Origin of the sequence: Nesterenkonia sp. LB17 (assembly GCF_022565915.1) — a bacterium.
Taxonomy (GTDB): domain Bacteria; phylum Actinomycetota; class Actinomycetes; order Actinomycetales; family Micrococcaceae; genus Nesterenkonia.
In genome coordinates this window covers 101,255-120,075 of sequence record NZ_JAJOYX010000002.1, presented here as the reverse complement: position 1 = coordinate 120,075, position 18,821 = coordinate 101,255, and the positions used below count along the sequence as shown (strand labels likewise).

15 protein-coding genes are annotated in these 18,821 nt (G+C 68.9%); 4 read left to right on the top strand and 11 right to left on the bottom strand.

Annotated elements, in window-relative coordinates; translation table 11 throughout:
• Positions 1-11: 11 nt before the first annotated feature.
• On the bottom strand, positions 12-1,136 hold the full coding sequence (gene dnaJ, locus LTH96_RS04350) for a molecular chaperone DnaJ (protein ID WP_241464540.1): 1,125 nt from the start codon (positions 1,134-1,136) through the stop codon (positions 12-14).
• Positions 1,137-1,148: 12 nt separating this feature from the next.
• A complete protein-coding gene (gene hrcA, locus LTH96_RS04345; protein ID WP_241464539.1) occupies positions 1,149-2,174 on the bottom strand; it encodes a heat-inducible transcriptional repressor HrcA in 1,026 nt (341 codons plus the stop codon).
• A gap of 68 nt (positions 2,175-2,242) precedes the next feature.
• Here hrcA and LTH96_RS04340 point away from each other — a divergent pair, with 68 nt between their 5' ends.
• The gene (locus LTH96_RS04340; RefSeq protein WP_241464538.1) at positions 2,243-3,133 is read left to right on the top strand and encodes a DUF3097 domain-containing protein; all 891 of its coding nucleotides are present in this window, start codon (positions 2,243-2,245) and stop codon (positions 3,131-3,133) included.
• A 167-nt stretch (positions 3,134-3,300) separates the two neighbouring features.
• Complete coding sequence (locus tag LTH96_RS04335) at positions 3,301-3,732, top strand: DUF4870 domain-containing protein (protein WP_241464537.1); 432 nt, start codon at positions 3,301-3,303, stop codon at positions 3,730-3,732.
• Between the two features lie 59 nt (positions 3,733-3,791).
• Here the strand turns inward: LTH96_RS04335 and hemW are convergent, their stop codons facing one another.
• The 7 genes from hemW to LTH96_RS04300 all read right to left on the bottom strand — a co-directional run bounded on the left by hemW (position 3,792) and on the right by LTH96_RS04300 (position 12,461).
• Entirely contained in the window at positions 3,792-5,078 is a 1,287-nt protein-coding gene (gene hemW / locus LTH96_RS04330) for a radical SAM family heme chaperone HemW (protein WP_241464536.1), read from the bottom strand.
• Positions 5,079-5,081: 3 nt separating this feature from the next.
• Positions 5,082-6,959: a translation elongation factor 4 gene (lepA, locus tag LTH96_RS04325; RefSeq protein ID WP_241464535.1), complete on the bottom strand. Its 1,878-nt coding sequence runs from the start codon at positions 6,957-6,959 to the stop codon at positions 5,082-5,084.
• Positions 6,960-7,156: 197 nt separating this feature from the next.
• Positions 7,157-7,417, bottom strand: coding sequence for a 30S ribosomal protein S20 (rpsT, locus tag LTH96_RS04320; RefSeq protein WP_241464534.1), 261 nt, complete (start codon positions 7,415-7,417; stop codon positions 7,157-7,159).
• A 262-nt stretch (positions 7,418-7,679) separates the two neighbouring features.
• Complete coding sequence (gene holA / locus LTH96_RS04315; RefSeq protein WP_342357741.1) at positions 7,680-8,726, bottom strand: DNA polymerase III subunit delta; 1,047 nt, start codon at positions 8,724-8,726, stop codon at positions 7,680-7,682.
• A 116-nt stretch (positions 8,727-8,842) separates the two neighbouring features.
• A complete protein-coding gene (locus LTH96_RS04310) occupies positions 8,843-9,796 on the bottom strand; it encodes a MaoC/PaaZ C-terminal domain-containing protein (RefSeq protein WP_241464532.1) in 954 nt (317 codons plus the stop codon).
• Between the two features lie 3 nt (positions 9,797-9,799).
• Positions 9,800-11,161 carry a 3-oxoacyl-ACP reductase gene (locus LTH96_RS04305; protein ID WP_241464531.1) on the bottom strand — a complete coding sequence of 454 codons (1,362 nt, stop codon included), beginning with the start codon at positions 11,159-11,161 and terminating at the stop codon, positions 9,800-9,802.
• Positions 11,162-11,168: 7 nt separating this feature from the next.
• Positions 11,169-12,461, bottom strand: a complete 1,293-nt coding sequence (locus tag LTH96_RS04300; protein WP_241464530.1) for an acetyl-CoA C-acetyltransferase — start codon at positions 12,459-12,461, stop codon at positions 11,169-11,171.
• 199 nt (positions 12,462-12,660) lie between these two features.
• On the opposite strand from LTH96_RS04300, the gene LTH96_RS04295 reads away from it, so the two are divergent.
• Positions 12,661-14,736, top strand: coding sequence for an acyl-CoA dehydrogenase (locus LTH96_RS04295; protein WP_241464529.1), 2,076 nt, complete (start codon positions 12,661-12,663; stop codon positions 14,734-14,736).
• 108 nt (positions 14,737-14,844) lie between these two features.
• On the top strand, positions 14,845-17,604 hold the full coding sequence (gene pepN / locus LTH96_RS04290) for an aminopeptidase N (protein WP_241464528.1): 2,760 nt from the start codon (positions 14,845-14,847) through the stop codon (positions 17,602-17,604).
• Positions 17,605-17,665: 61 nt separating this feature from the next.
• On the opposite strand, the gene tatC is transcribed toward pepN, so the two are convergent.
• Together tatC and tatA are read right to left on the bottom strand one after the other, a co-directional pair.
• Positions 17,666-18,469 carry a twin-arginine translocase subunit TatC gene (gene tatC, locus LTH96_RS04285; protein WP_241464527.1) on the bottom strand — a complete coding sequence of 268 codons (804 nt, stop codon included), beginning with the start codon at positions 18,467-18,469 and terminating at the stop codon, positions 17,666-17,668.
• A 5-nt stretch (positions 18,470-18,474) separates the two neighbouring features.
• Positions 18,475-18,795, bottom strand: a complete 321-nt coding sequence (gene tatA, locus LTH96_RS04280; RefSeq protein ID WP_241464526.1) for a Sec-independent protein translocase subunit TatA — start codon at positions 18,793-18,795, stop codon at positions 18,475-18,477.
• Between the last annotated feature and the right edge of the window lie 26 nt (positions 18,796-18,821).

Genomic DNA, 18,821 nt, shown 5'->3' with positions numbered 1-18,821 from the left:
ATCGCGCATCTCTAGAGCGCGTCCCAGCGTTCGCGAAGCTTGGCGAAGACGCCACGGTGTTCGGTGGTGGACTCCCCGCGCTCCTCACCGCGCTCGAGGGCGAGTTCGCGCAGCAGCTGGGCCTCGCGGTCGGAGACCTTGGTGGGGGTCTCGACCTTCAGGTGCACCTTCAGCGCGCCGCGACCGCCGCCGCGCAGGTGGGTCACCCCGCGCTCCTTGAGCGTGAGCACCTCACCGGACTGGGTGCCCGGCTTCACGGTGAGCTCCTCGGCGCCGTCGAAGGTGTCCAGGTCGACCGTGGTGCCCAGGGCGGCCGCGGTCATCGGGATCGAGACCGTGGCGTGCAGGTCGTTGCCGCGGCGGGTGAAGACCTCGTGCTGCTTGACCTCGACCTCGATGAACAGGTCTCCGGAGGGGCCGCCGGCCAGTCCGGCCTCGCCCTCGCCGGCCAGGTGGATCCGGTTGCCCCGGTCCACGCCTGCCGGGACCTTGACCTTCAGGGACTTGCGCTCGCGCACCCGACCCTGGCCGTCGCACTCCTGGCAGGGGTCCTCGATGATGTTGCCGAAGCCGGCGCAGCGGGCGCAGGTCTGGGTCTGGATGACGGTGCCCAGGATCGAGCGCATCGGCCGCTGGACCTGGCCCTGGCCGTGGCAGTCCGGGCAGGTGGTGGGCGAGGTGCCCTTGCGGGTGCAGGAGCCGTCGCAGACCGTGCAGGTCACGGCGGTCTCCAGCTCCACCTCCTTGGTGGTGCCGAACACGGCGTCGCGCAGGTCGATGCGGACCCGGATCAGCGAGTCCTGGCCACGGCGGGTGCGTGAGGCGGGGCCTCCGCCTCCCCCGCCGAAGAAGGTCTCGAAGATGTCGCCGAAGCCGCCGAAGCCGGCGCCGCCTGCTCCGCCGCCGGGGAATCCGGAGCGGCCGTTCTCATCGCCGGTGGCGTCGTAGTTCTGCCGCTTCTGCGGGTCGGAGAGCACCTCGTAGGCGCGGCCGAGCGCCTTGAACTGCTCGGCGGCGTCCTCGGAGGGGTTCACATCGGGGTGAAGCTTGCGGGCCTGTTTGCGGTAGGCCTTCTTGATCTCTTCGGTGGACGCCGAGCGGCTGACGCCGAGCGCTTCGTAATAGTCAGTCGTCATCTTCAAGGACGTTCACCCTTCGGAGAGAATTCGGGACAGGTAGCGCGCCATTGCGCGCACCGCGGACATGGTGGAGCCGTAATCCATGCGGGTCGGACCGACGACGCCGAGCTTGGCACCTTCGGCTCCCGCCTGGGAGCCATACTCTGCTGCGACGACAGCGGTCTCGATCAGCGAATCATGACTGGTCTCGTGACCGATGCGGATGGAGAGACCGCGTCGGTCCTGCTCCATCTCTGTCAACAGTCGAAGCAGCACTACTTGTTCCTCGAGCGCCTCAAGAATGGGACCGATGGAGGGACCGAGGTCGCGGCCCGACCTGGCGAGGTTAGCAGTCCCGGCCATGATGATGCGATCCACGCGGGAAGACTCGAGGATCGTCTCCACCGCCTGGGCGATGATCGCCATGGACGGCCGCAGCACCGGCTCCACCCGGCTGATCAGGGTGTCGGTGGGCAGCGGCAGGGCAGAGATGGAGCGCTGATGCAGTTCGGTGGAGAGCACCTGGGCGATCCGGTGCAGCGAGTCGTCGCCGATCGCGTCGGCGAGGGTGACCATGCGCTGCTCGACCTTCCCGGAGGAGAGGATCACGATGGCCAGCGCCTTGTGCGAGGACATCGAGACGATGTCGATATGTCGGATCTTCGCGGTGGAGCGCTGCGGATGCTGGATCACGGCGACCTGGTTGGTGAGCATCGCGAGCAGCCGCACGGTGTGCTCGAGCATCGCATCGTGGTCATCGGCGGTCTCGAGCAGGGTGTCCATGGCGCGCCGCTCGGCGGCCGAGAGCGGACGGACCTCGGTGATCTTGTCCACGAAGCGTCGGTAGCCGAGGTCGGTGGGGATCCGCCCGGCAGAGGTGTGCGGGGCGGCGATCAGACCCTCCTCCTCGAGGTGGGCCATATCGTTGCGGATCGTGGCGGGCGAGACCTCCAGGTCATGGCGCTCCACCAGGGCCCGGGATCCGACCGGCTCCCGGGTCTGGACGTAGTCCTCCACGATGGCACGCAGAACCTGCAGACGACGGGTGTCTGACATGTAAGCTTGGCGCCTCCTGAACTTCTGGCACTCTTCGAGTACAAGTGCCAATTCTACAATGGGTGATCATGAGCGCTCCGCACTTCCCCGACTGGCGTCCCTCCTCCACCCCGAACTGGGGTGCCCAGGACCTCTCCCGGCTCCGCCAGAGCCAGCTCCGCAAGGTCTCCGCGATGCCCGCCGACTACGGCGCCGTGATCGAGGAGGTGGAGTCCGGCTGGGTCGGCGCCATCATCTCGGTGGAGGCCTCCGGCGGTGTCCATGTGGTGAGTCTCGAGGACCGGCGCGGCAAGGTCCGCTCCTTCCCGCTGGGCCACGGCTTCCTGTATGAGGGCCAGCCGGTGGAGCTGACTCCCCCCACCCCGCGGGCCGCCGCGGCGAAGCCCACTCGCACCGCCTCGGGTTCGGTGGCGGTGGCGAACGCGCCGGCGCGGGTCGCCCGGGCCTCACGGATCTGGGTCGAGGGCACCCACGACGCCGAGCTGGTGGAGAAGGTCTGGGGCGAGGACCTGCGGATCGAAGGCATCGTCGTGGAGCCGCTGCACGGCGCCGATGACCTGCTCGGCGCGATCCGCGCGTTCGGGCCGGGACCCCGGCGTCGGGTCGGAGTGCTGCTGGATCACCTGGTCCCCGGCTCCAAGGAGTCGCGCATCGCCCGCGAGGTCATGCAGCAGCGCGGCGCACAGGGCAACATCGCTGTCCTGGGCCATCCCTATGTGGATGTCTGGCAGGCCGTGAAGCCGCATCTCTTCGGGCTGAAGCGCTGGCCGGACATCCCGCGCAGTCAGGACATCAAGGTCGGCACGCTGCAGGCGCTGGGCTGGCCGCATGCGAACCAGCGTGACATCGCGCACGGGTGGAAACGGATCCTCGGCCAGGTCAGCAGCTACGCGGATCTCGAGCCCTCGCTGCTCGGTCGGGTGGAGGAGCTGATCGACTTCGTCACGGTGGAGCACTGAACTTAGGAACCGAGCGAGACCACCGGGTCCGGGCACACAGGCGCAGCGCGCAGAATCCGGACTCCGACACGCCTCCGTCGGCCAGTCGATGTCCAGGGCGATTGGGTAGAATTCGAATCGGGAACGGCCAGGTGCCGCAAGGGTGGCATCGCAGACACGGAGGTGCAGTGGAGCATAATCAGAAACCCCAGGGTGACCGGTCGGGGCAGGATGCTCGAACGGATTCTTCTGCACGCCTGAAGGGTTCCTCCGCTGCCGCCGCGGCGCTGACCCCGGCAGAGGATCGACGCTGGGCCACGTTGTCGCACTTCGGCGCGCTCATCGGCTGCTTCCCCGCCCTCGCGGTGTATCTGGTCTACCGCGACCGCGGCCCGTTCACCGCCCAGGAGTCCAAAGAGGCGCTGAACTTCACGCTTCCGCTGACCGCAGTGATGCTGGCCTGCTACATCCTTGCCCTGATCCCGGCCATCGGTTGGGTCTTCGGCCTCCTCGCGGTGCTGATCTGGGTCACGATGACCATCTCTGGGCTCGTGGCCGGCATCCAGTGCAACAAGGGCCGCCCCTACCGGTACCCCTTGAACCTTCGCCTGATCCACTGAGAATCCTCAGCTGATCCGCTGGGCATCGCCGCCTGCTCAACCGAGCACCCGTCCTTCGGTCAGGGCGCCAGTCGGCGGGTCACTGCATCGGCCAGCAGCCGTCCGCGCAGGGTGAGCACCGCTCGGCCCTGCGGATGAGCGGTGCTGGGCTCCGCGGCGTCGTCGTCGATCAGCCCGTCATGCACCAGTGACTGCAGGCTCTTCCGCGAGATCTTCTCGCCCTGGCTGCGGCGCAGCTCCGGCAGCGCGTTGTACCCGGCGACGTCGAGCCCGTCGGCCAGACGCACCCGCAGCATCAGGTGCTCCAGGGTCTTGTCCTGATCCGCCAGCAGCTCCCGGCCGTGGCCCGGGGTGGTGCCGCTGGAGAGCCGCTGTGCATAGGCCGCGGGGTGCTTCACGTTCCACCAGCGCAGTCCGGCCACATGGGAGTGTGCGCCAGGCCCGGCGCCCCACCAGTCGGAGTCCACCCAGTAGTTCAGGTTGTGCTCCGAGCGGGTCGCGGCACTGGTGGAGAAGTTGGAGACCTCGTACCAGCTCATCCCGGCGGCGCCGAGCACCTGATCGGTGAGCAGGTACTTGTCTGCCTGATCATCGGGGTCGATGTCGGGCAGCACGCCGCGCTTGATCTTGGCGGCCATCGCCGTGCCCGCTTCGATGATCAGCGAATAGGCCGAGATGTGGTCCGGCCGCAGCGCGACCGCGTGGTCCAGGCTGGTGCGCCAGTCTTCGAGGCTCTCCCCCGGCGTGCCGGAGATCAGATCCAGGCTGACCTGCAGGCCGGCGGCGCGGGCGGCTTGGACCGCGCGCTCCACGTTGGCCGGGTCATGGGTGCGGTCCAGGGTGCGCAGCACCTCCGGCACGGCGGACTGCATGCCCAGGCTCAGCCGGGTGAACCCGGCCTCGGCGAGGACCTGCGCGGTGGCAGCGGTGATGGTGTCGGGATTGGCCTCGGTGGTGATCTCGGCGTCCGGACGGAAGCCGAAGAGCTCACGGGCCCGGGCGAGGATCCGGGCGAGCTCCTCGGGCGGCAGCAGCGTCGGGGTGCCGCCGCCGAAGAACACCGTGGAGAACGGGCGCTCCGGGGCACCCATGGCGTCGAGCACCGAGCGGGCGAAGACCAGCTCGGAGATCAGCGTGTCCGGGTAGGACACCTGGGAGGCGCCGGGGCCGAGGTCCTCGGCGGTGTAGGTGTTGAAGTCGCAGTAGCCGCAGCGCACGCTGCAGAACGGGATGTGCACGTAGAGGCCGAAGGGCACCTCGGCACGGGCGGGCAGGGCCCGCTGCACGGCGGCGGGAAAGCCGCCGTCGGCGGGGACCGGGTCGCCGAGGGGAAGGGTGGAGGGCAACGCCTACTTCTTCCCGGCCTTCTCTTTGCCGGCCTTGTCCTTGCCGGCGTCCTCGTCCGAGGACAGCGCGGCGATGAAGGCCTCCTGCGGCACCTCCACGGTGCCGACCATCTTCATCCGCTTCTTGCCCTCCTTCTGCTTCTCCAGCAACTTGCGCTTGCGGCTGATGTCGCCGCCGTAGCACTTGGAGAGCACGTCCTTGCGGATCGCGCGGATGTTCTCGCGGGCGATGATCCGCGAGCCGATGGCGGCCTGGATCGGGACCTCGAACTGCTGGCGCGGGATCAGGTCCTTCAGCCGGGAGGCCATCTTGACCCCGTAGGCGTAGGCGGAGTCGCGGTGGGTGATCGCGGAGAACGCGTCGACCTGATCACCCTGGAGCAGGATGTCGACCTTGACCAGGTCGGCGGCCTGCTGACCGGTGCCCTGCCAGTTCAGCGAGGCGTAGCCCTTGGTGCGGGACTTCAGCTGGTCGAAGAAGTCGAAGACGATCTCGGCCAGCGGCATCTTGTAGCGGATCTCCACGCGTTCGGCGGAGAGGTAGTCCATGCCTTCCATGGTGCCGCGCCGGGACTGGCAGAGCTCCATGACCGGGCCGATGAACTCGGCGGGGACGATGACCGTGGCGTCCACGATCGGTTCGCGGATCTCGCTGACCTTGCCCTCGGGGAACTCCGAGGGGTTGGTCACCCGATGGATCTCGCCGTCCTCGGCGGTGACCTCGTAGACCACGTTGGGAGCGGTGGAGATCAGATCAAGGTTGTACTCGGTCTCGAGCCGTTCCCGGGTGATCTCCAGGTGGAGCAGGCCCAGGAAGCCCACGCGGAAGCCGAAGCCCAGCGCGGTGGAGGTCTCCGGCTCGAAGTTCAGTGCGGCATCGTTGAGCTGCAGCTTCTCCAGGGCCTCGCGCAGCACCGGGAAGTCGGAGCCGTCGAGCGGGAAGAGCCCGGAGAAGACCATCGGGCTGGGGTCGTCGTAGCCGCCGATGATCTCCGCGGCGGGCCGGTTCTGGGCGGTGACGGTGTCACCGACCTTGGAGAGGCGCACGTCCTTCACACCGGTGATCAGGTAGCCGACCTCGCCGACGCCGAGACCCTTGGTGGCCTCGGGCTCCGGGGAGGAGACCCCGATCTCGAGCAGCTCGTGGGTGGCGCCGGTGGACATCATCTTGATCTTCTCGCGGTGCGAGAGCTTGCCGTCGACCACGCGCACGAAGGTGACCACGCCGCGGTAGGTGTCATAGACGGAGTCGAAGATCATCGCGCGGGCCGGAGCGTCGGCGTCGCCCTGCGGGGCGGGGATCTCGGCGACGATCTTGTCCAGCAGCTCCTCGACGCCGTCGCCGGTCTTGCCGGAGACGCGCAGCACGTCCTCAGGCTCGCAGCCGATCAGGTAGGCGATCTCCTCGGCGTACTTCTCCGGCTGGGCCGAGGGCAGGTCAATCTTGTTCAGCACCGGGATGATCTTGAGGTCGTGCTCCATGGCCAGGTAGAGGTTGGCCAGGGTCTGCGCCTCGATGCCCTGGGCGGCGTCGACCAGGAGCAGCGCGCCTTCGCAGGCGGCGAGGGAGCGGGACACCTCGTAGGAGAAGTCCACGTGGCCCGGGGTGTCGATCATGTGGAAGGCGTAGGTCTGCCCGTCGAGCTCCCAGGGCATCCGCACGGCCTGGGACTTGATGGTGATGCCGCGGTCGCGCTCGATGGCCATCCGGTCGAGATACTGGGCCTTCATGTCGCGGGCCTGCACCACCCCGGTCAGCTGCAGCATGCGGTCCGCAAGCGTGGACTTGCCGTGGTCGATGTGCGCAATGATGCAGAAGTTCCTGATGACACTGGGGTCAGTGGCGGCGGGCACCTGCGAGCTGCGGGCCTTCGGTGACACGGTGGTGGGAGTCCTTTGCTTCGTCGAGACGCCGGGCATTGTGCTGCACCTGGCACTTCATTGTTCCATGACTGCGGCGGTGGCTGCGCTGGGACGCTGCCGACGGCGCGGTCAGGTCTTACACGAACGGGGCCCCGCGCAGCGCGCAGGGCCCCGTTGCTCGCTCGCGTGTGAGCGGACGTTCTAGAGAGTCAAGCTCACAGAGCGTTGACGGTGGCGGCCAGACCGGACTTGCGGTTGGCGGCGTTGTTCTTGTGCAGAACGCCCTTGGAGACGGCCTTGTCGAGCCTGCGAGCTGCCTCGCGGTTGGCTGCGATCGCTGCGTCCTTGTCGCCGGCGGCAACAGCGTTGCGGACCTTCTTGATGGCGGTCCGCAGCTGGGACTTGACGCCCTGGTTGCGCTGGCGCGCCTTCTCGTTGGTGAGAATGCGCTTCTTCTGAGACTTGATGTTTGCCACGAGTTGTCTTTCTGTCTGAGGTCACTGGACGTGAGGATACATCCCTGTCGGCCGGCAGCAGACAAACTTCAGTGGCGTGGGGTTGCCATAGCGATTGCGCAGCCCATTGAGGTAGAGGGCCCAGGACTGCGCGAGACTTGCTGCCGCAGGGTTTTGGGGCTCTTTCGAACCCCAGACACTGCCTATAGACGATAGCAGAGAAGCCGCACTCCAGCCACCGAGCAGGGCGGTGTCAGGGTGTGTGTCAGGTCCGGCGTCGGGCTCAGCGGCCCGCCGAGGAGGCGATCACGGTGATGGCGCGTTCCACCGCGTATTCCGGGGTCCGCGAGGCGCCCTTGGCCTCGGCGTCGGCGCGGGCGATCGCCTCGATGGCCTCGGCCGCGCGCAGCGGGTGCCAGCGCCGCGCGGTCTCGGCGACCTGCTGCAGCTGCCAGGGTGGAGCACCGAGGGTGGCGGCCAGCGCGGCGGGGCTGCCGCGATGGTCCACCAGCGCTGCGATGTGCCGGCCCTTGCGGGCCAGCGCGGCGGTGACGGCGATGGGCGAGACCCCGGTGGCGATGGCGTGGCGGTAGAGCCGGGTGGCGGCCTCGCGGCGACCCTCGAAGGCGGCGTCGGCCACCTTGAAGGCGCTGGCCTCGACCCGGCCTCCGTGATAGCGGTCCACGTGTTCCTCGGTGATGTCCCCGGCGACGTCGGCCATGAGCTGCTGGCAGGCCCCGCCGAGGTCCGAGAGCGTGGAGCCGGCGGCGGCGACCAGCGCGCGGGCGCCGTCGGCGTGGATCTCACGTCCGGCGGCGCGGAACTCGCGGCGCACGAAGTCGAGCTTCTCGTTGTCGTTGCGGGTCCCTGCACAGTCGACGACGACGGCGCGCCTGGCCAGCGCGTCCAGCAGCTTCTTGCCCCGGTTGCCGCCGCTGTGCCGCAGCACCAGGGTCACGTCCTCGGGCTTCTCCTCGAGGTAGGCCAGGGCGTCGGTGAGGAAGGTGTCGTTCATCGAGGCGAGGTCCTCGGCCAGGACCAGGCGCGCCTCGCCGAAGAGCGAGGGCGAGGTGACCGTGAACAGCTCTCCCGGCCCGGCGTCTGCGACGTCGAGCCGGGTGAACTCCAGGTCCGGGTGCTGCGCCCGGAGTGCCCGCTTGATCTTGTCCAGCGCCCGGCCGGCGAGGTAGTCCTCGTTGCCCTTGAGCAGGATCAGCGGGGCGGGTTCCACGCTGCGAAAGTCAAGGCCCTCGGCCTTGTTCGCACCGCGGCCCGCACCGCCGCCGCGCTGTGTGCCGGTCCGCGAGGACCCGGTCCGCTGAGAAGCCATGGGGCTCATCCTAGCGGCCCGGATCCCACGCGGATCCTGTGGTGGAAAGACCGGCCGTGGTGATGCAGGTCAGAATCCTGTGCAGACTCCTCCGGCACCGAATCAGGGCAACCGGATCAGGGCAGCTGCAGCTCGGCGCTGAAATGCCGCCGGGCCTTGCGCGGGTTCCAGCCGGTGAAGCGCACCGCCTTGGGCCCATGCGGCTCCGCGGCGAACGCCACGGTCCCGGGCAGGGTCACCGGCGCCTCGAAGCGGATCCACCAGCGGTGTCCGGCGCCCTCGGGCTCCCGCCCTTCCAGCATCCTGCCCGCGCAGTACATGCCGTGCACGATCGCGGCGGGCATGCCCAGCGCCTTGGCGGCGAGCTGGGAGACGTGGATCGGGTTGTAGTCCCCCGACACGGCGGCATACGCCCTGCCCGCCTCCGAGCCCAGCCGCCAGGAGGCGGTCTTGACCGGCGGGACGAAGGACTTCGGCTCGGCGTCGGAGCGGGTCACGTCCGTGGACCCCGAGTCTGCCGAGATCTCTGTGCCCAGCTGGGTGCCCTTGCTGAGATAGGTCGAGACCGAGCGCCACAGCACCGAGGTCTCCGCTGCATTCTCCGAGTCAGCGTTCGCCGGGTCTGCCCCCTGCTCGAGCACGGTGACCTTGATGTCGACCTGGGTGCCGCGGCGGTGCGGGCGCAGGTTCTCCGCGGCCACCAGGATCTGCACCGGCTGGCCCACCCGGACCGGGCGCAGGTGCTCAACCTCGTTGGCCACATGCACAAGCCCCATCAGCGGCAGCGGGAACTCGCCGTCGCTCATCAGAGCCATCTGCATCGGGAACCCGATGATGTGGACCAGCACCGAGGGCAGCGCGGCGCGGTGGGCGCCGTCGAAGGATTCTCCGCCGAAGAGCCGGCGGTAGCTCTCCGCCTGCTCGACGCTGACCCCTGGGTGCTGGGCCAGCACGGACCTGCCCGGCAGGGTGCGGGCGCCAGCGCCCGGGCGCAGCTTCGAGCGCGCGGCGCCCAAGGCGGCGCGGCCGTAGAGGCTGCTCAGCGAGGGCATCTCGATTTCAGTGACCATGGCTCAGGCCCCCACGAGGTTCTGTCCGCAGACCCGCAGGGTCAGCCCGGAGGTGCCCCCGGCCTGCGGCGAGGCCAGGAACGCGATCGTCTCGGCCACGTCCACGGGCAGTCCGCCCTGGTTCAGCGAGTTCAGCCGCCGGGCGACCTCCCGGGTGGCGAAGGGGATCTTCGCCGTCATCTCGGTCTCGATGAAACCTGGTGCGACGGCGTTGATGGTGCCGTGCCGGGCGGCCAGCTGGGCGGCGGTCGCGGAGACCATCCCCATGACCCCGGCCTTGGAGGCCGCGTAGTTGGTCTGGCCGCGGTTGCCGGCGATCCCGGAGGTCGAGGCCAGCGAGATGATCCGCGGACCCATCGCGCCGCGGGCGTCGGCGTTGAAGAGCTCCGAGGCCAGGAAGGCCCGGTTCATCCGCAGCTGCGCCTCGATGTTGACTGCGATGACCGAGTTCCAGCGGGACTCGTCCATGTTGGCGAGCAGCTTGTCCCGGGTGATCCCGGCGTTGTGCACCACGATGTCGAGCCGTCCGTGGTGCTGCTCCGCGTGGGCGAGGATCCGGTCCCCGGCGTCGGGTGCGGTGATGTCCAATTGCAGCGCGGTGCCGGAGACCTCGTTGGCGACGCCGGCGAGCTGCTCGCCTGCGGCGGGGATGTCCACCAGGATCAGTGTGGCGCCGTCGCGGTGCAGCACCCGGGCGATGGACGCGCCGATGCCGCGGGCGGCGCCGGTGACCACTGCGACCTGGCCCTGCAGCGGGCGGTCCCAGTTGCCCGGCAGCGCCCCGTTGACGCTGTCCACCGAGATGAACTGTCCCGAGACGAAGGCCGAGCGTCCGGAGAGCAGGAAGCGCAGCGCTCCGGCCGCACCGGGCGCTGAGGGGTCCAGGTCGTCGGCGAGCACGATGCCGTTGGCGGTGCCGCCGGCGCGCATCTCGTGCGCCGTCGAGCGGGTCAGGCCCTGGACCGCGCTGCGGGCGGCGCGCACGGCCGGATCCGAGGTGCCCTGCGGATCGCGCGAGACGGTGATGACCCGGCCGGAGGGCTTGAGCTGCTTGAGCAGCATCCCGATCTCCAGCACGGTGCTGCTGAGGTCCGCGGGGCTGGAGGCGGAGTCGAAGCAGGCGACGACGCCGGCCACCTTCTCCTTGGGCCCGACGTTGCGGCGGACATCGAGGTCCCAGCCGAGCAGCCGGTCCGCGAGCGCCGAGGCGGCCTCGGAGCTGCCCAGCACGACCACGGGGCCTTCGATGAGCGGGCGTCCGGGCCGGTGGCGGCGCAGCTTCGCCGGCTGCGGGAGACCGAGGTTCTTGGTCAGGGTGCGGCCGAAGCTGGTGTTGGCGAATTCGGTGTAGGTGTCTCTAGCCATGAAGCGGTTACCGTCCTTCGATGATCGCGGTGATGCCCTGACCGCCGGCGGCGCAGACCGAGATGAAGCCGAGCTTGCCGGGCTTGCCGTGCAGCGCCTTGGCCAGCGAGGCGACGATCCGTCCGCCGGTGGCGGCGAAGGGGTGCCCGGCGGCGAGCGAGGAGCCGTTGACGTTGAGCCGGCTGCGGTCGATGGTTCCCAGCGCGGAGTCCAGGCCGAGCTTGTTCTTGCAGAACTCCTCGGACTCCCAGGCCTTGATCTGGGCCAGCACCGTGGAGGCGAAGGCCTCGTGGATCTCGAGGTATTCGAAGTCCGAGAAGCTCAGGTTGTTGCGCTTGAGCATCCGGGCCGCGGCGTAGGCGGGAGCCATCAGCAGGCCCTCGGCGCCGTCGACGAAGTCCACTGCGCCTTCTTCGTAGTCGATGAAGTTCGCCAGCTTGGGCAGATCGTGCTGATCGGCCCATTCCTCGGAGCCCAGCAGCACCGCGGAGGCGCCGTCGGTCAGGGCGGTGGAGTTCGCCGCGGTCATGGTGGCCTCGGCGCCGAGGTCACGCCCGAACGCTGGGGAGAGCTTGCCCAGCTTCTCCAGCGTGGAGTCGGCGCGCATGTTGGTGTCACGTCCGACGCCCTTGAAGGGGGTGACCAGGTCGTCGAAGAAGCCGCGGTCGTAGGCGGCGGCGAGGTTCTTGTGGCTGGCCAGGGCGAGCTCGTCCTGCTCCGCCCGGGTGATCCCCCAGGCGTGGGCGGTGATCGCCATGTGCTCGCCCATGGACATGCCGGTGCGGGGCTCGTTGACGCCGGGGGCCTGCGGGGACAGGTGGCCGGGGCGGATCTTCGCCAGCGCCTTGAGCCGCTGGGGCACCGACTTGGCCCGGTTGGCCTCCATCAGGATCCCGCGCAGCTCATCGGTGACCACGATCGGGGCGTCGGAGATGGAGTCCACTCCCCCGGCGATGGCGGAATCGATCTGGCCCAGCTTGATCTTGTTCGCCATCGAACCGATCGCCTCCATGCCGGTGGCGCACGCCATCTGCACGTCGAAGGCCGGGGTCTTGGGGTCCAGCGGGGTGCCCAGCACGGACTCGCGGGTGAGGTTGAAGTTCTTCGAGTGCTTCATCACCGCACCGGCGGCGACGGTGCCGATCTGTTCGCCCTGCAGCCCGAAGCGGGCCACCAGGCCGTTCAGCGTCGAGGTGAGCATGTCCTGGTTGCCCGCGGTGGCGTAGGCGGTGTGGGCCCGCGCGAAGGGGATGCGATTTCCACCGATGATGACGGCGTCTCGGATGTTCTGTGCACTCATGGATCTGACTCCTGGGTCGAGGGGTGCAGGCACCCGACGGAACGTCCGCTGGGTCAGCGGGTCCGGCAGGTCTTGCATTTGTTACTGGTCAGTATCATAGACTATTTTGTGTGCAGGATCACTGATCAGCCCCGCGCCGAGGAACCGGCGCAGATCATCCCGTGCGCCTGACGCTCAACCCCCAGTCTGAGGAGACCTCATGTCACACCACCCGGTCACCCACCCGGTCACCGACCCGATCGAGGCCATCGATTCCGCCGACTCCGCTCGCGTGGACAAGAAGGTGATGGAGGACGTGCTGCTCGGACACTGGGCCGACACCCGGCGTCAGGCCCGCGAGCTGCTCAAGGACTCCGCCTTCCACAAGGTCGAGGGCATGTCGAAGGAGGATCACCGCGAGCGGGTCTTCGAGCAGATGGCGAAGCTCGCCGAGGACGGCGCCGTGCACCGCGCCTTCCCCATGGAGTTCGGCGGCTCCGATGCACACGGCGCGAACATCGCCGCGTTCGAGGAGCTGGTCACCGCTGACCCCTCGCTGCAGATCAAGGCCGGGGTCCAGTGGGGCCTCTTCGCCGCCGCGGTGCTGCACCTGGGCTCCGAGGATCACCACCGCAGGTTCCTTCCCGCGACCATGGACCTCCGGGCTCCCGGCGCGTTCGCGATGACCGAGTTCGGCCACGGCTCCGACGTCGCCTCCATCGGCACCACCGCGACCTACGATCCGGCCACCGAGGAGTTCATCCTCAACACCCCCTTCCCCGCGGCCACCAAGCGCTACCTGGGCAATGCGGCGAACGACGCCAAGGACGCCGTCGTCTTCGCCCAGCTGATCACCAACGGGGTCAACCACGGGGTGCACTGCATCTACACCAACATCCGTGGCGATGACGGCCAGCCGCTGGCGGGAATCACCATCACCGATGAGGGGCAGAAGGGCGGCCTCAACGGGGTGGACAACGGCTGCTTCACCTTCGACAACATCCGGGTCCCGCGGACCAACCTGCTCAACCGCTATGGCGACGTCGCCGCCGACGGCACCTACAGCTCCCCGATCGACTCCCCCGGTCGCCGGTTCTTCACGATGCTCGGCACCCTGGTGCAGGGCCGGGTCTCGCTCACCGGCGCCTCGGTGGCGGCCTCGAAGCTCGCGCTGATCGGCGCGGTCACCTACGGCAACCAGCGGCGCCAGTTCAACGCCTCCTCCACCATCGAGGAAGAGGTGCTGCTGGACTACCGGCTGCACCAGCGCCGACTGCTCCCGCGCCTGGCCACCACCTTCGCGGCGAACTTCGCCCATGAGAACCTGCTGGTCAAGCTCGACGACGTGTTCTCCGGCAAGGACGACTCCGATGAGAACCGGCAGGAGCTGGAGACCCTGGCCGCGGCGATCAAGTCCGTGACCACCTGGCACGCGCTGGACACGCTGCAGGAGGCCCGCGAGGCCTGCGGCGGCGCCGGCTTCATCTCCGAGAACCGGCTGGTCTCGCTGCGCGCGGACCTCGACGTCTACGTCACCTTCGAAGGTGACAACAACGTGCTGCTCCAGCTGGTGGCCAAGCGTCTGCTCAGCGACTACGCCGCAGAGTTCAAGGATGCCGACTTCGGGGTGCTCTCCCGCTATGTGGCCACCCAGGCGCAGTCCACGGTGATGAACCGCTTCGGTCTGCGCCGGGCGTTCCAGTCGGTGCAGGACACCGGGGATGAACGCCGCAGCGCCAACTGGTTCAAGCAGCCCGACGTGCAGCGCCAGCTGCTCACCGAACGCTCCCGGCAGATGGTCATCGACGTGGCTTCAGAGCTGCGCTCGGCGTCGAAGCTGCCTGCGGCCAAGCAGGCGGCGATCTTCAACGACCACCAGTACGAGATCATCAACGCCGCCAAGGCCCACGCGGACCTGCTGCTCTGGGAATCCTTCACCGAAGCCCTCGAGAAGGTCGACGATCCGGGGACCAAGCAGATCATGACCTGGCTGCGTGACCTCTACGCGCTGACCAAGATCGAGGACACGCTGGACTGGTACCTGCTCAACGGGCGGATCTCCTCCCAGCGCGCCCGCACGCTGAGCCCGTATGTGAACCGGCTGCTGCAGCGGCTGCGCCCGCACGCCCAGGACATCGTGGACTCCTTCGGCTACTCCCCCGAGCACGTGCGCATGGAGATCACCTCCGGCTCCGAGCAGCGACGCCAGGACGAGTCCATGGAGTACTACCGGACGCTGCGGGCCTCTCCCACCGCGCCGGTGGATGAGAAGCTGCTGCACTCGCGCCGGAAGTGAGCTGGGCCGCTCGGGCCGCTCAGCTGATCAGCCGCTGAGCTGAGCGGTCGACTGGCTGGCGATTCTCGGGTGATGGGCGGCTGAGCAGGCGTCTGCTTGAATAGCAGGATGACTGCTCAGCTGCCCTTCCCCCGTGCCGACGTCGAGAATCTGACCCGCGAGGAGGCCGCCCAGCGCGGCACCCTGCTCGAGGTCACCCACTACCGCGTCGAGGTGGATCTGCGCGGCGCGCCCGCCCCTAAGGCCGAGACCTACCCGGTGCGGACCAGGATCGACTTTGCGTCCTCCGCGGTCGGTGTGAGCACCTTCTTGGACCACCTGGGCGCCTCGGTGGAGTCCCTGGTGCTCAACGGGGAGACCCTGGATGTGGCCGCCCATGTGGGTCCGGCTCGGATCCTGCTGCCCGGGCTGCGGGCGGAGAACACCGTGGAGATCCGGTCCACCTCGCGGTACTCCCGCTCAGGCGAGGGGCTGCACCGGTTCGTGGACCCGTCGGACGAGCAGGTCTACCTCTACACCCAGTACGAGCCGGCCGACTCCCGCCGGGTGTTCCCGGTCTTCGAGCAGCCGGATCTGAAGGCCCGGTTCAGCTTCTCGATCATCGGCCCCCAGCACTGGCAGCTGCGCTCCAACAGCCCCGCGATCTCGCGGATGCCGCTGGAGAGCGGTGAGGCCGCAGGGGCTGCGAAGGGTGAGCCCGCTGGGGCAGACGATGCCGCGGAGGCTGCCGGTGCCGCCGTCGTCGGCCCGCTGGTCCGGGTGGAGTTCGCCGAGACCCCGCGGATGTCCTCCTACATCACCGCGCTGCTGGCGGGTCCCTATCACCACGTGGAGGGCCATTACCGCGGCGGAGTGCCCGGCGGCGAGACCGTCCAGATCCCGCTGAGCGTGCTCTGCCGGGCGTCGCTGGCGGAGCACTTCGACGCCGACGCGCTGCTGGAGCTCACCCAGCGCGGGCTGGACTTCTTCCACGCCGAGTTCGCCTACCCCTACCCCTGGGGCAAGTACGACCAGGTCTTCGTCCCGGAGTACAACCTCGGGGCGATGGAGAACCCGGGGCTGGTGACCTTCACCGAGACATACGTCTTCGACACCGCCGCCACCGACGCCCAGTACGAGACCCGGGCCAACACCCTCATGCACGAGATGGCTCACATGTGGTTCGGCGACCTGGTGACCATGCACTGGTGGGATGACCTGTGGCTCAAGGAGTCCTTCGCCGACTACATGGGATCCCTGGCCGTGGACGAGGCCACCGACTGGACCACCTCCTGGATCTCCTTCGCCAACGGGCGCAAGGCGTGGGCCTACGTGCAGGACCAGCTGCCCACCACCCACCCGATCGTCGCGGACATCCCCGACCTCGAGGCCGCGGATCAGAACTTCGACGGGATCACCTACGCCAAGGGCGCCTCGGTGCTCAAGCAGCTCGCCGCCTACGCCGGACGTGAGGCCTTCCGCGAGGCCGCGCGGCGCTATTTCAGCCGCCACGCCTTCGGCAACGCCTCGCTGGGCGACTTCCTCGCCGTGCTCGAAGAGGTCACCGGGGCGAACATGGACGACTGGGCCCGGGCGTGGCTGCAGACCGCCGGGGTCCCGGTGCTCTCCGCCGAGCTCGACGCCGCCGGTGGCGGTGCGGACCGGGTGCTGGTCCGTGAGCAGGGCGTCGCCCCGGCCACCGGGGAGTCGGTGTCCCGGCCGCACAAGATCCGCGTCGGGGTCCATGTGCTGGATGCCGCAGGCGAGACGCTGGCACTGCACGCCGCCCAGGAGGTCTTCCTGGACCCGGCCGCCCCGGAGGGGCTCACCCCGGTGCCGGAGCTGAGCGTGCCGGCGGACCGGCCGCGGCTGCTGCTGCCCAATGAAGATGACCTGACCTACGCCAAGCTCAGCCTCGACCCGGAGTCGCTGGCCGCGGTGCTGACCTACCCGGTGGCCGATCCGCTGGCGCGCGCCACCGTGTGGGCTGCGCTGTGGTCCATGGTGCGCGACGGCGAGCTGCCCGCCCGCCGCTTCCTGGCGGCCGTGCAGCAGCTGGGCCTGGGCATCGACGAGATCGTCGTCGTCCAGGGGCTGCTGCGGCAGTCGCTGACCGCACTGGAGCGCTACACCCCAGCCGACGAGCGGCCGGCGCTGCAGCGCGACCTCGCCGCCCGGCTCGCCGCGGAGCTGACCCGCCGCACCGGCGGGGACCATCAGCGCGCCACCGCTCGAACCCTGGCCACACTCTCCCGCCGAGAGGGCTCACAGCTGGAGCTGCTCGAGGCGCTGCTCGACGGCGGCGCCGCAGACCATGGGATCTCGGGGCTGCGCATCGATGAGGAGCTGCGCTGGGCGTTCCTGCAGGCCCTGGCCGCGCACGGTCGGGTGAGCCTGGATCAGCTCGATGCGGAGCTGGCCGCCAAGACCACGGCCCGGGCCCGGATCGCGCACCGGCTCGCCGCCGCCGCGAGGCCCGACCGTCGGGTCAAGCAGGCGGCCTTCGGGCAGGCGCTCGCCGGGACGGATGACTCCGGCGAGGAGCTCTCCAACGATCACCTCACCGCCACCGTGGACGGCTTCACCGTGGCAGGTGACCCGGAGACCGCGGCGGTGATCGAGCGGCAGACCGAGGCGTACTTCGACGCGCTGACCGACGTGTGGGAGCGGATGAGCCAGGGACAGGCCACCCGGGTGGTCTCCGGGCTCTACCCCGGGGCTCAGGACCTCGACGCCGGAGCGGAGCCGACCGAGCACCCGCTGGCGCTGCGCACGCAGCGCTGGCTCGATGAGAACGCGGATGCCCCCGCGGCGCTGCGCCGGCTGCTCATCGAGGAGCAGGATCAGCTGCTGCGCGGACTCCGCGCCCAGGCGGCGGCCCAGGGCTGAGCCCGGCGGGCGGGGTGCGGGACAGGCGCGCGGGCGGTGTTCGGGCGGGGTGCGGCCCGGCTCAGTCGAGCAGCAGCTCGTCGATCTCGGACTCGGCGGCGGCCTCGCGTCTGCGGCGCCGGCGGTCGTTGAGCATGCAGAGCAGGATCGCGACGCCGAAGAGCACGGTCAGCGGCAGGGCGATGAAGAACATGCTCACCGCGTCGCCGCCCGGGGCTGCCAGCGCGGAGACCACCGCGATGAGCATCACCACCCCGCGCCAGGCCTTGAGCACCTGTCTGCCGGTGACCAGGCCCATCATGTTGATCCCGACCAGCACCACCGGGATCACCATGGCCAGCCCGAAGGCCAGGAACAGATGCAGCACAAAGGTGAAGTAGACGTCGGGGTTGATCAGGTTCGACGTGCCTTCGGGGTTCAGCGCGAAGAAGAAGTCGATGGCCTGGGGCAGCACGCTGTAGGCGCCGACGATCCCGCCCAGGAAGAGCGGCACCGAGGCGGCGATGAAGCCGATGGCGTAGCGCTTCTCGGTCTTCTTCAGCCCCGGCATGATGAAGGCCCAGATCTGGTAGAGCCAGATGGGTGAGGAGATCACGACGCCCACGAAGAGCGAGAGCCTGATCATCAGATCCAGCGGGCCGCCCACGGTGTTGAAGGCGATCTCCGCGAGCCGGCCCTCCCCCTCATAGCCGACGATAGGCTCAGCCAGCAGCCGGAAGAGCCAGTCGTAGAGGAAGAATCCGGCGATGGCCCCGAGCAGAATGCCGATGCCGGCCTTGATGAGGCGATTGCGCAGTTCCCTGAGGTGATCCTTCAGAGCCATCGTGCGCTCGGGATCGCGCCGCCGCTTCTTCGATGTGGCCATGCGGCTTAGCGGTGGTCTCCCCGCTGCTCCCGCTCATTGCGGCGGGCCTGCTCGGCGGTGGGGTCATTGGGGTTGAGCACCCGGCCCTCGACGGGGGCGCGCTCATCTTCACGCGGGTCCCTGCTGGGCGCAGCGGAGACGTCCGGGGATTCGGAATCAGAATCAGAGGAGTTCCGCTTGGATTCGTCGCTCATGGTGCGCACCTCAGACTTGAAGATGCGCATCGACTGGCCCACTGACTTGGCCAGCTTCGGCAGCTTCGGGGCGCCGAAGAGCAGGATGATGAGCAGTGCGATGATCGCGAACTGCCAGCCTTGGATACCCATAGTGACTTCCTTTCCTCGAGCCCAAT

Excerpts from the sequence above, each read along its gene's own strand:
- LTH96_RS04295 (WP_241464529.1), top strand. The coding sequence starts at position 12,661 with ATGTCACACCACCCGGTCACCCACCCGGTCACCGACCCGATCGAGGCC.
- LTH96_RS04340 (WP_241464538.1), top strand. The coding sequence starts at position 2,243 with ATGAGCGCTCCGCACTTCCCCGACTGGCGTCCCTCCTCCACCCCGAAC.
- LTH96_RS04300 (WP_241464530.1), bottom strand. The coding sequence starts at position 12,461 with ATGAGTGCACAGAACATCCGAGACGCCGTCATCATCGGTGGAAATCGC.
- dnaJ (WP_241464540.1), bottom strand. The coding sequence starts at position 1,136 with ATGACGACTGACTATTACGAAGCGCTCGGCGTCAGCCGCTCGGCGTCC.
- hrcA (WP_241464539.1), bottom strand. The coding sequence starts at position 2,174 with ATGTCAGACACCCGTCGTCTGCAGGTTCTGCGTGCCATCGTGGAGGAC.
- LTH96_RS04310 (WP_241464532.1), bottom strand. The coding sequence starts at position 9,796 with ATGGTCACTGAAATCGAGATGCCCTCGCTGAGCAGCCTCTACGGCCGC.
- LTH96_RS04305 (WP_241464531.1), bottom strand. The coding sequence starts at position 11,161 with ATGGCTAGAGACACCTACACCGAATTCGCCAACACCAGCTTCGGCCGC.
- tatA (WP_241464526.1), bottom strand. The coding sequence starts at position 18,795 with ATGGGTATCCAAGGCTGGCAGTTCGCGATCATCGCACTGCTCATCATC.
- pepN (WP_241464528.1), top strand. The coding sequence starts at position 14,845 with ATGACTGCTCAGCTGCCCTTCCCCCGTGCCGACGTCGAGAATCTGACC.
- holA (WP_342357741.1), bottom strand. The coding sequence starts at position 8,726 with ATGGCTTCTCAGCGGACCGGGTCCTCGCGGACCGGCACACAGCGCGGC.
- tatC (WP_241464527.1), bottom strand. The coding sequence starts at position 18,469 with ATGGCCACATCGAAGAAGCGGCGGCGCGATCCCGAGCGCACGATGGCT.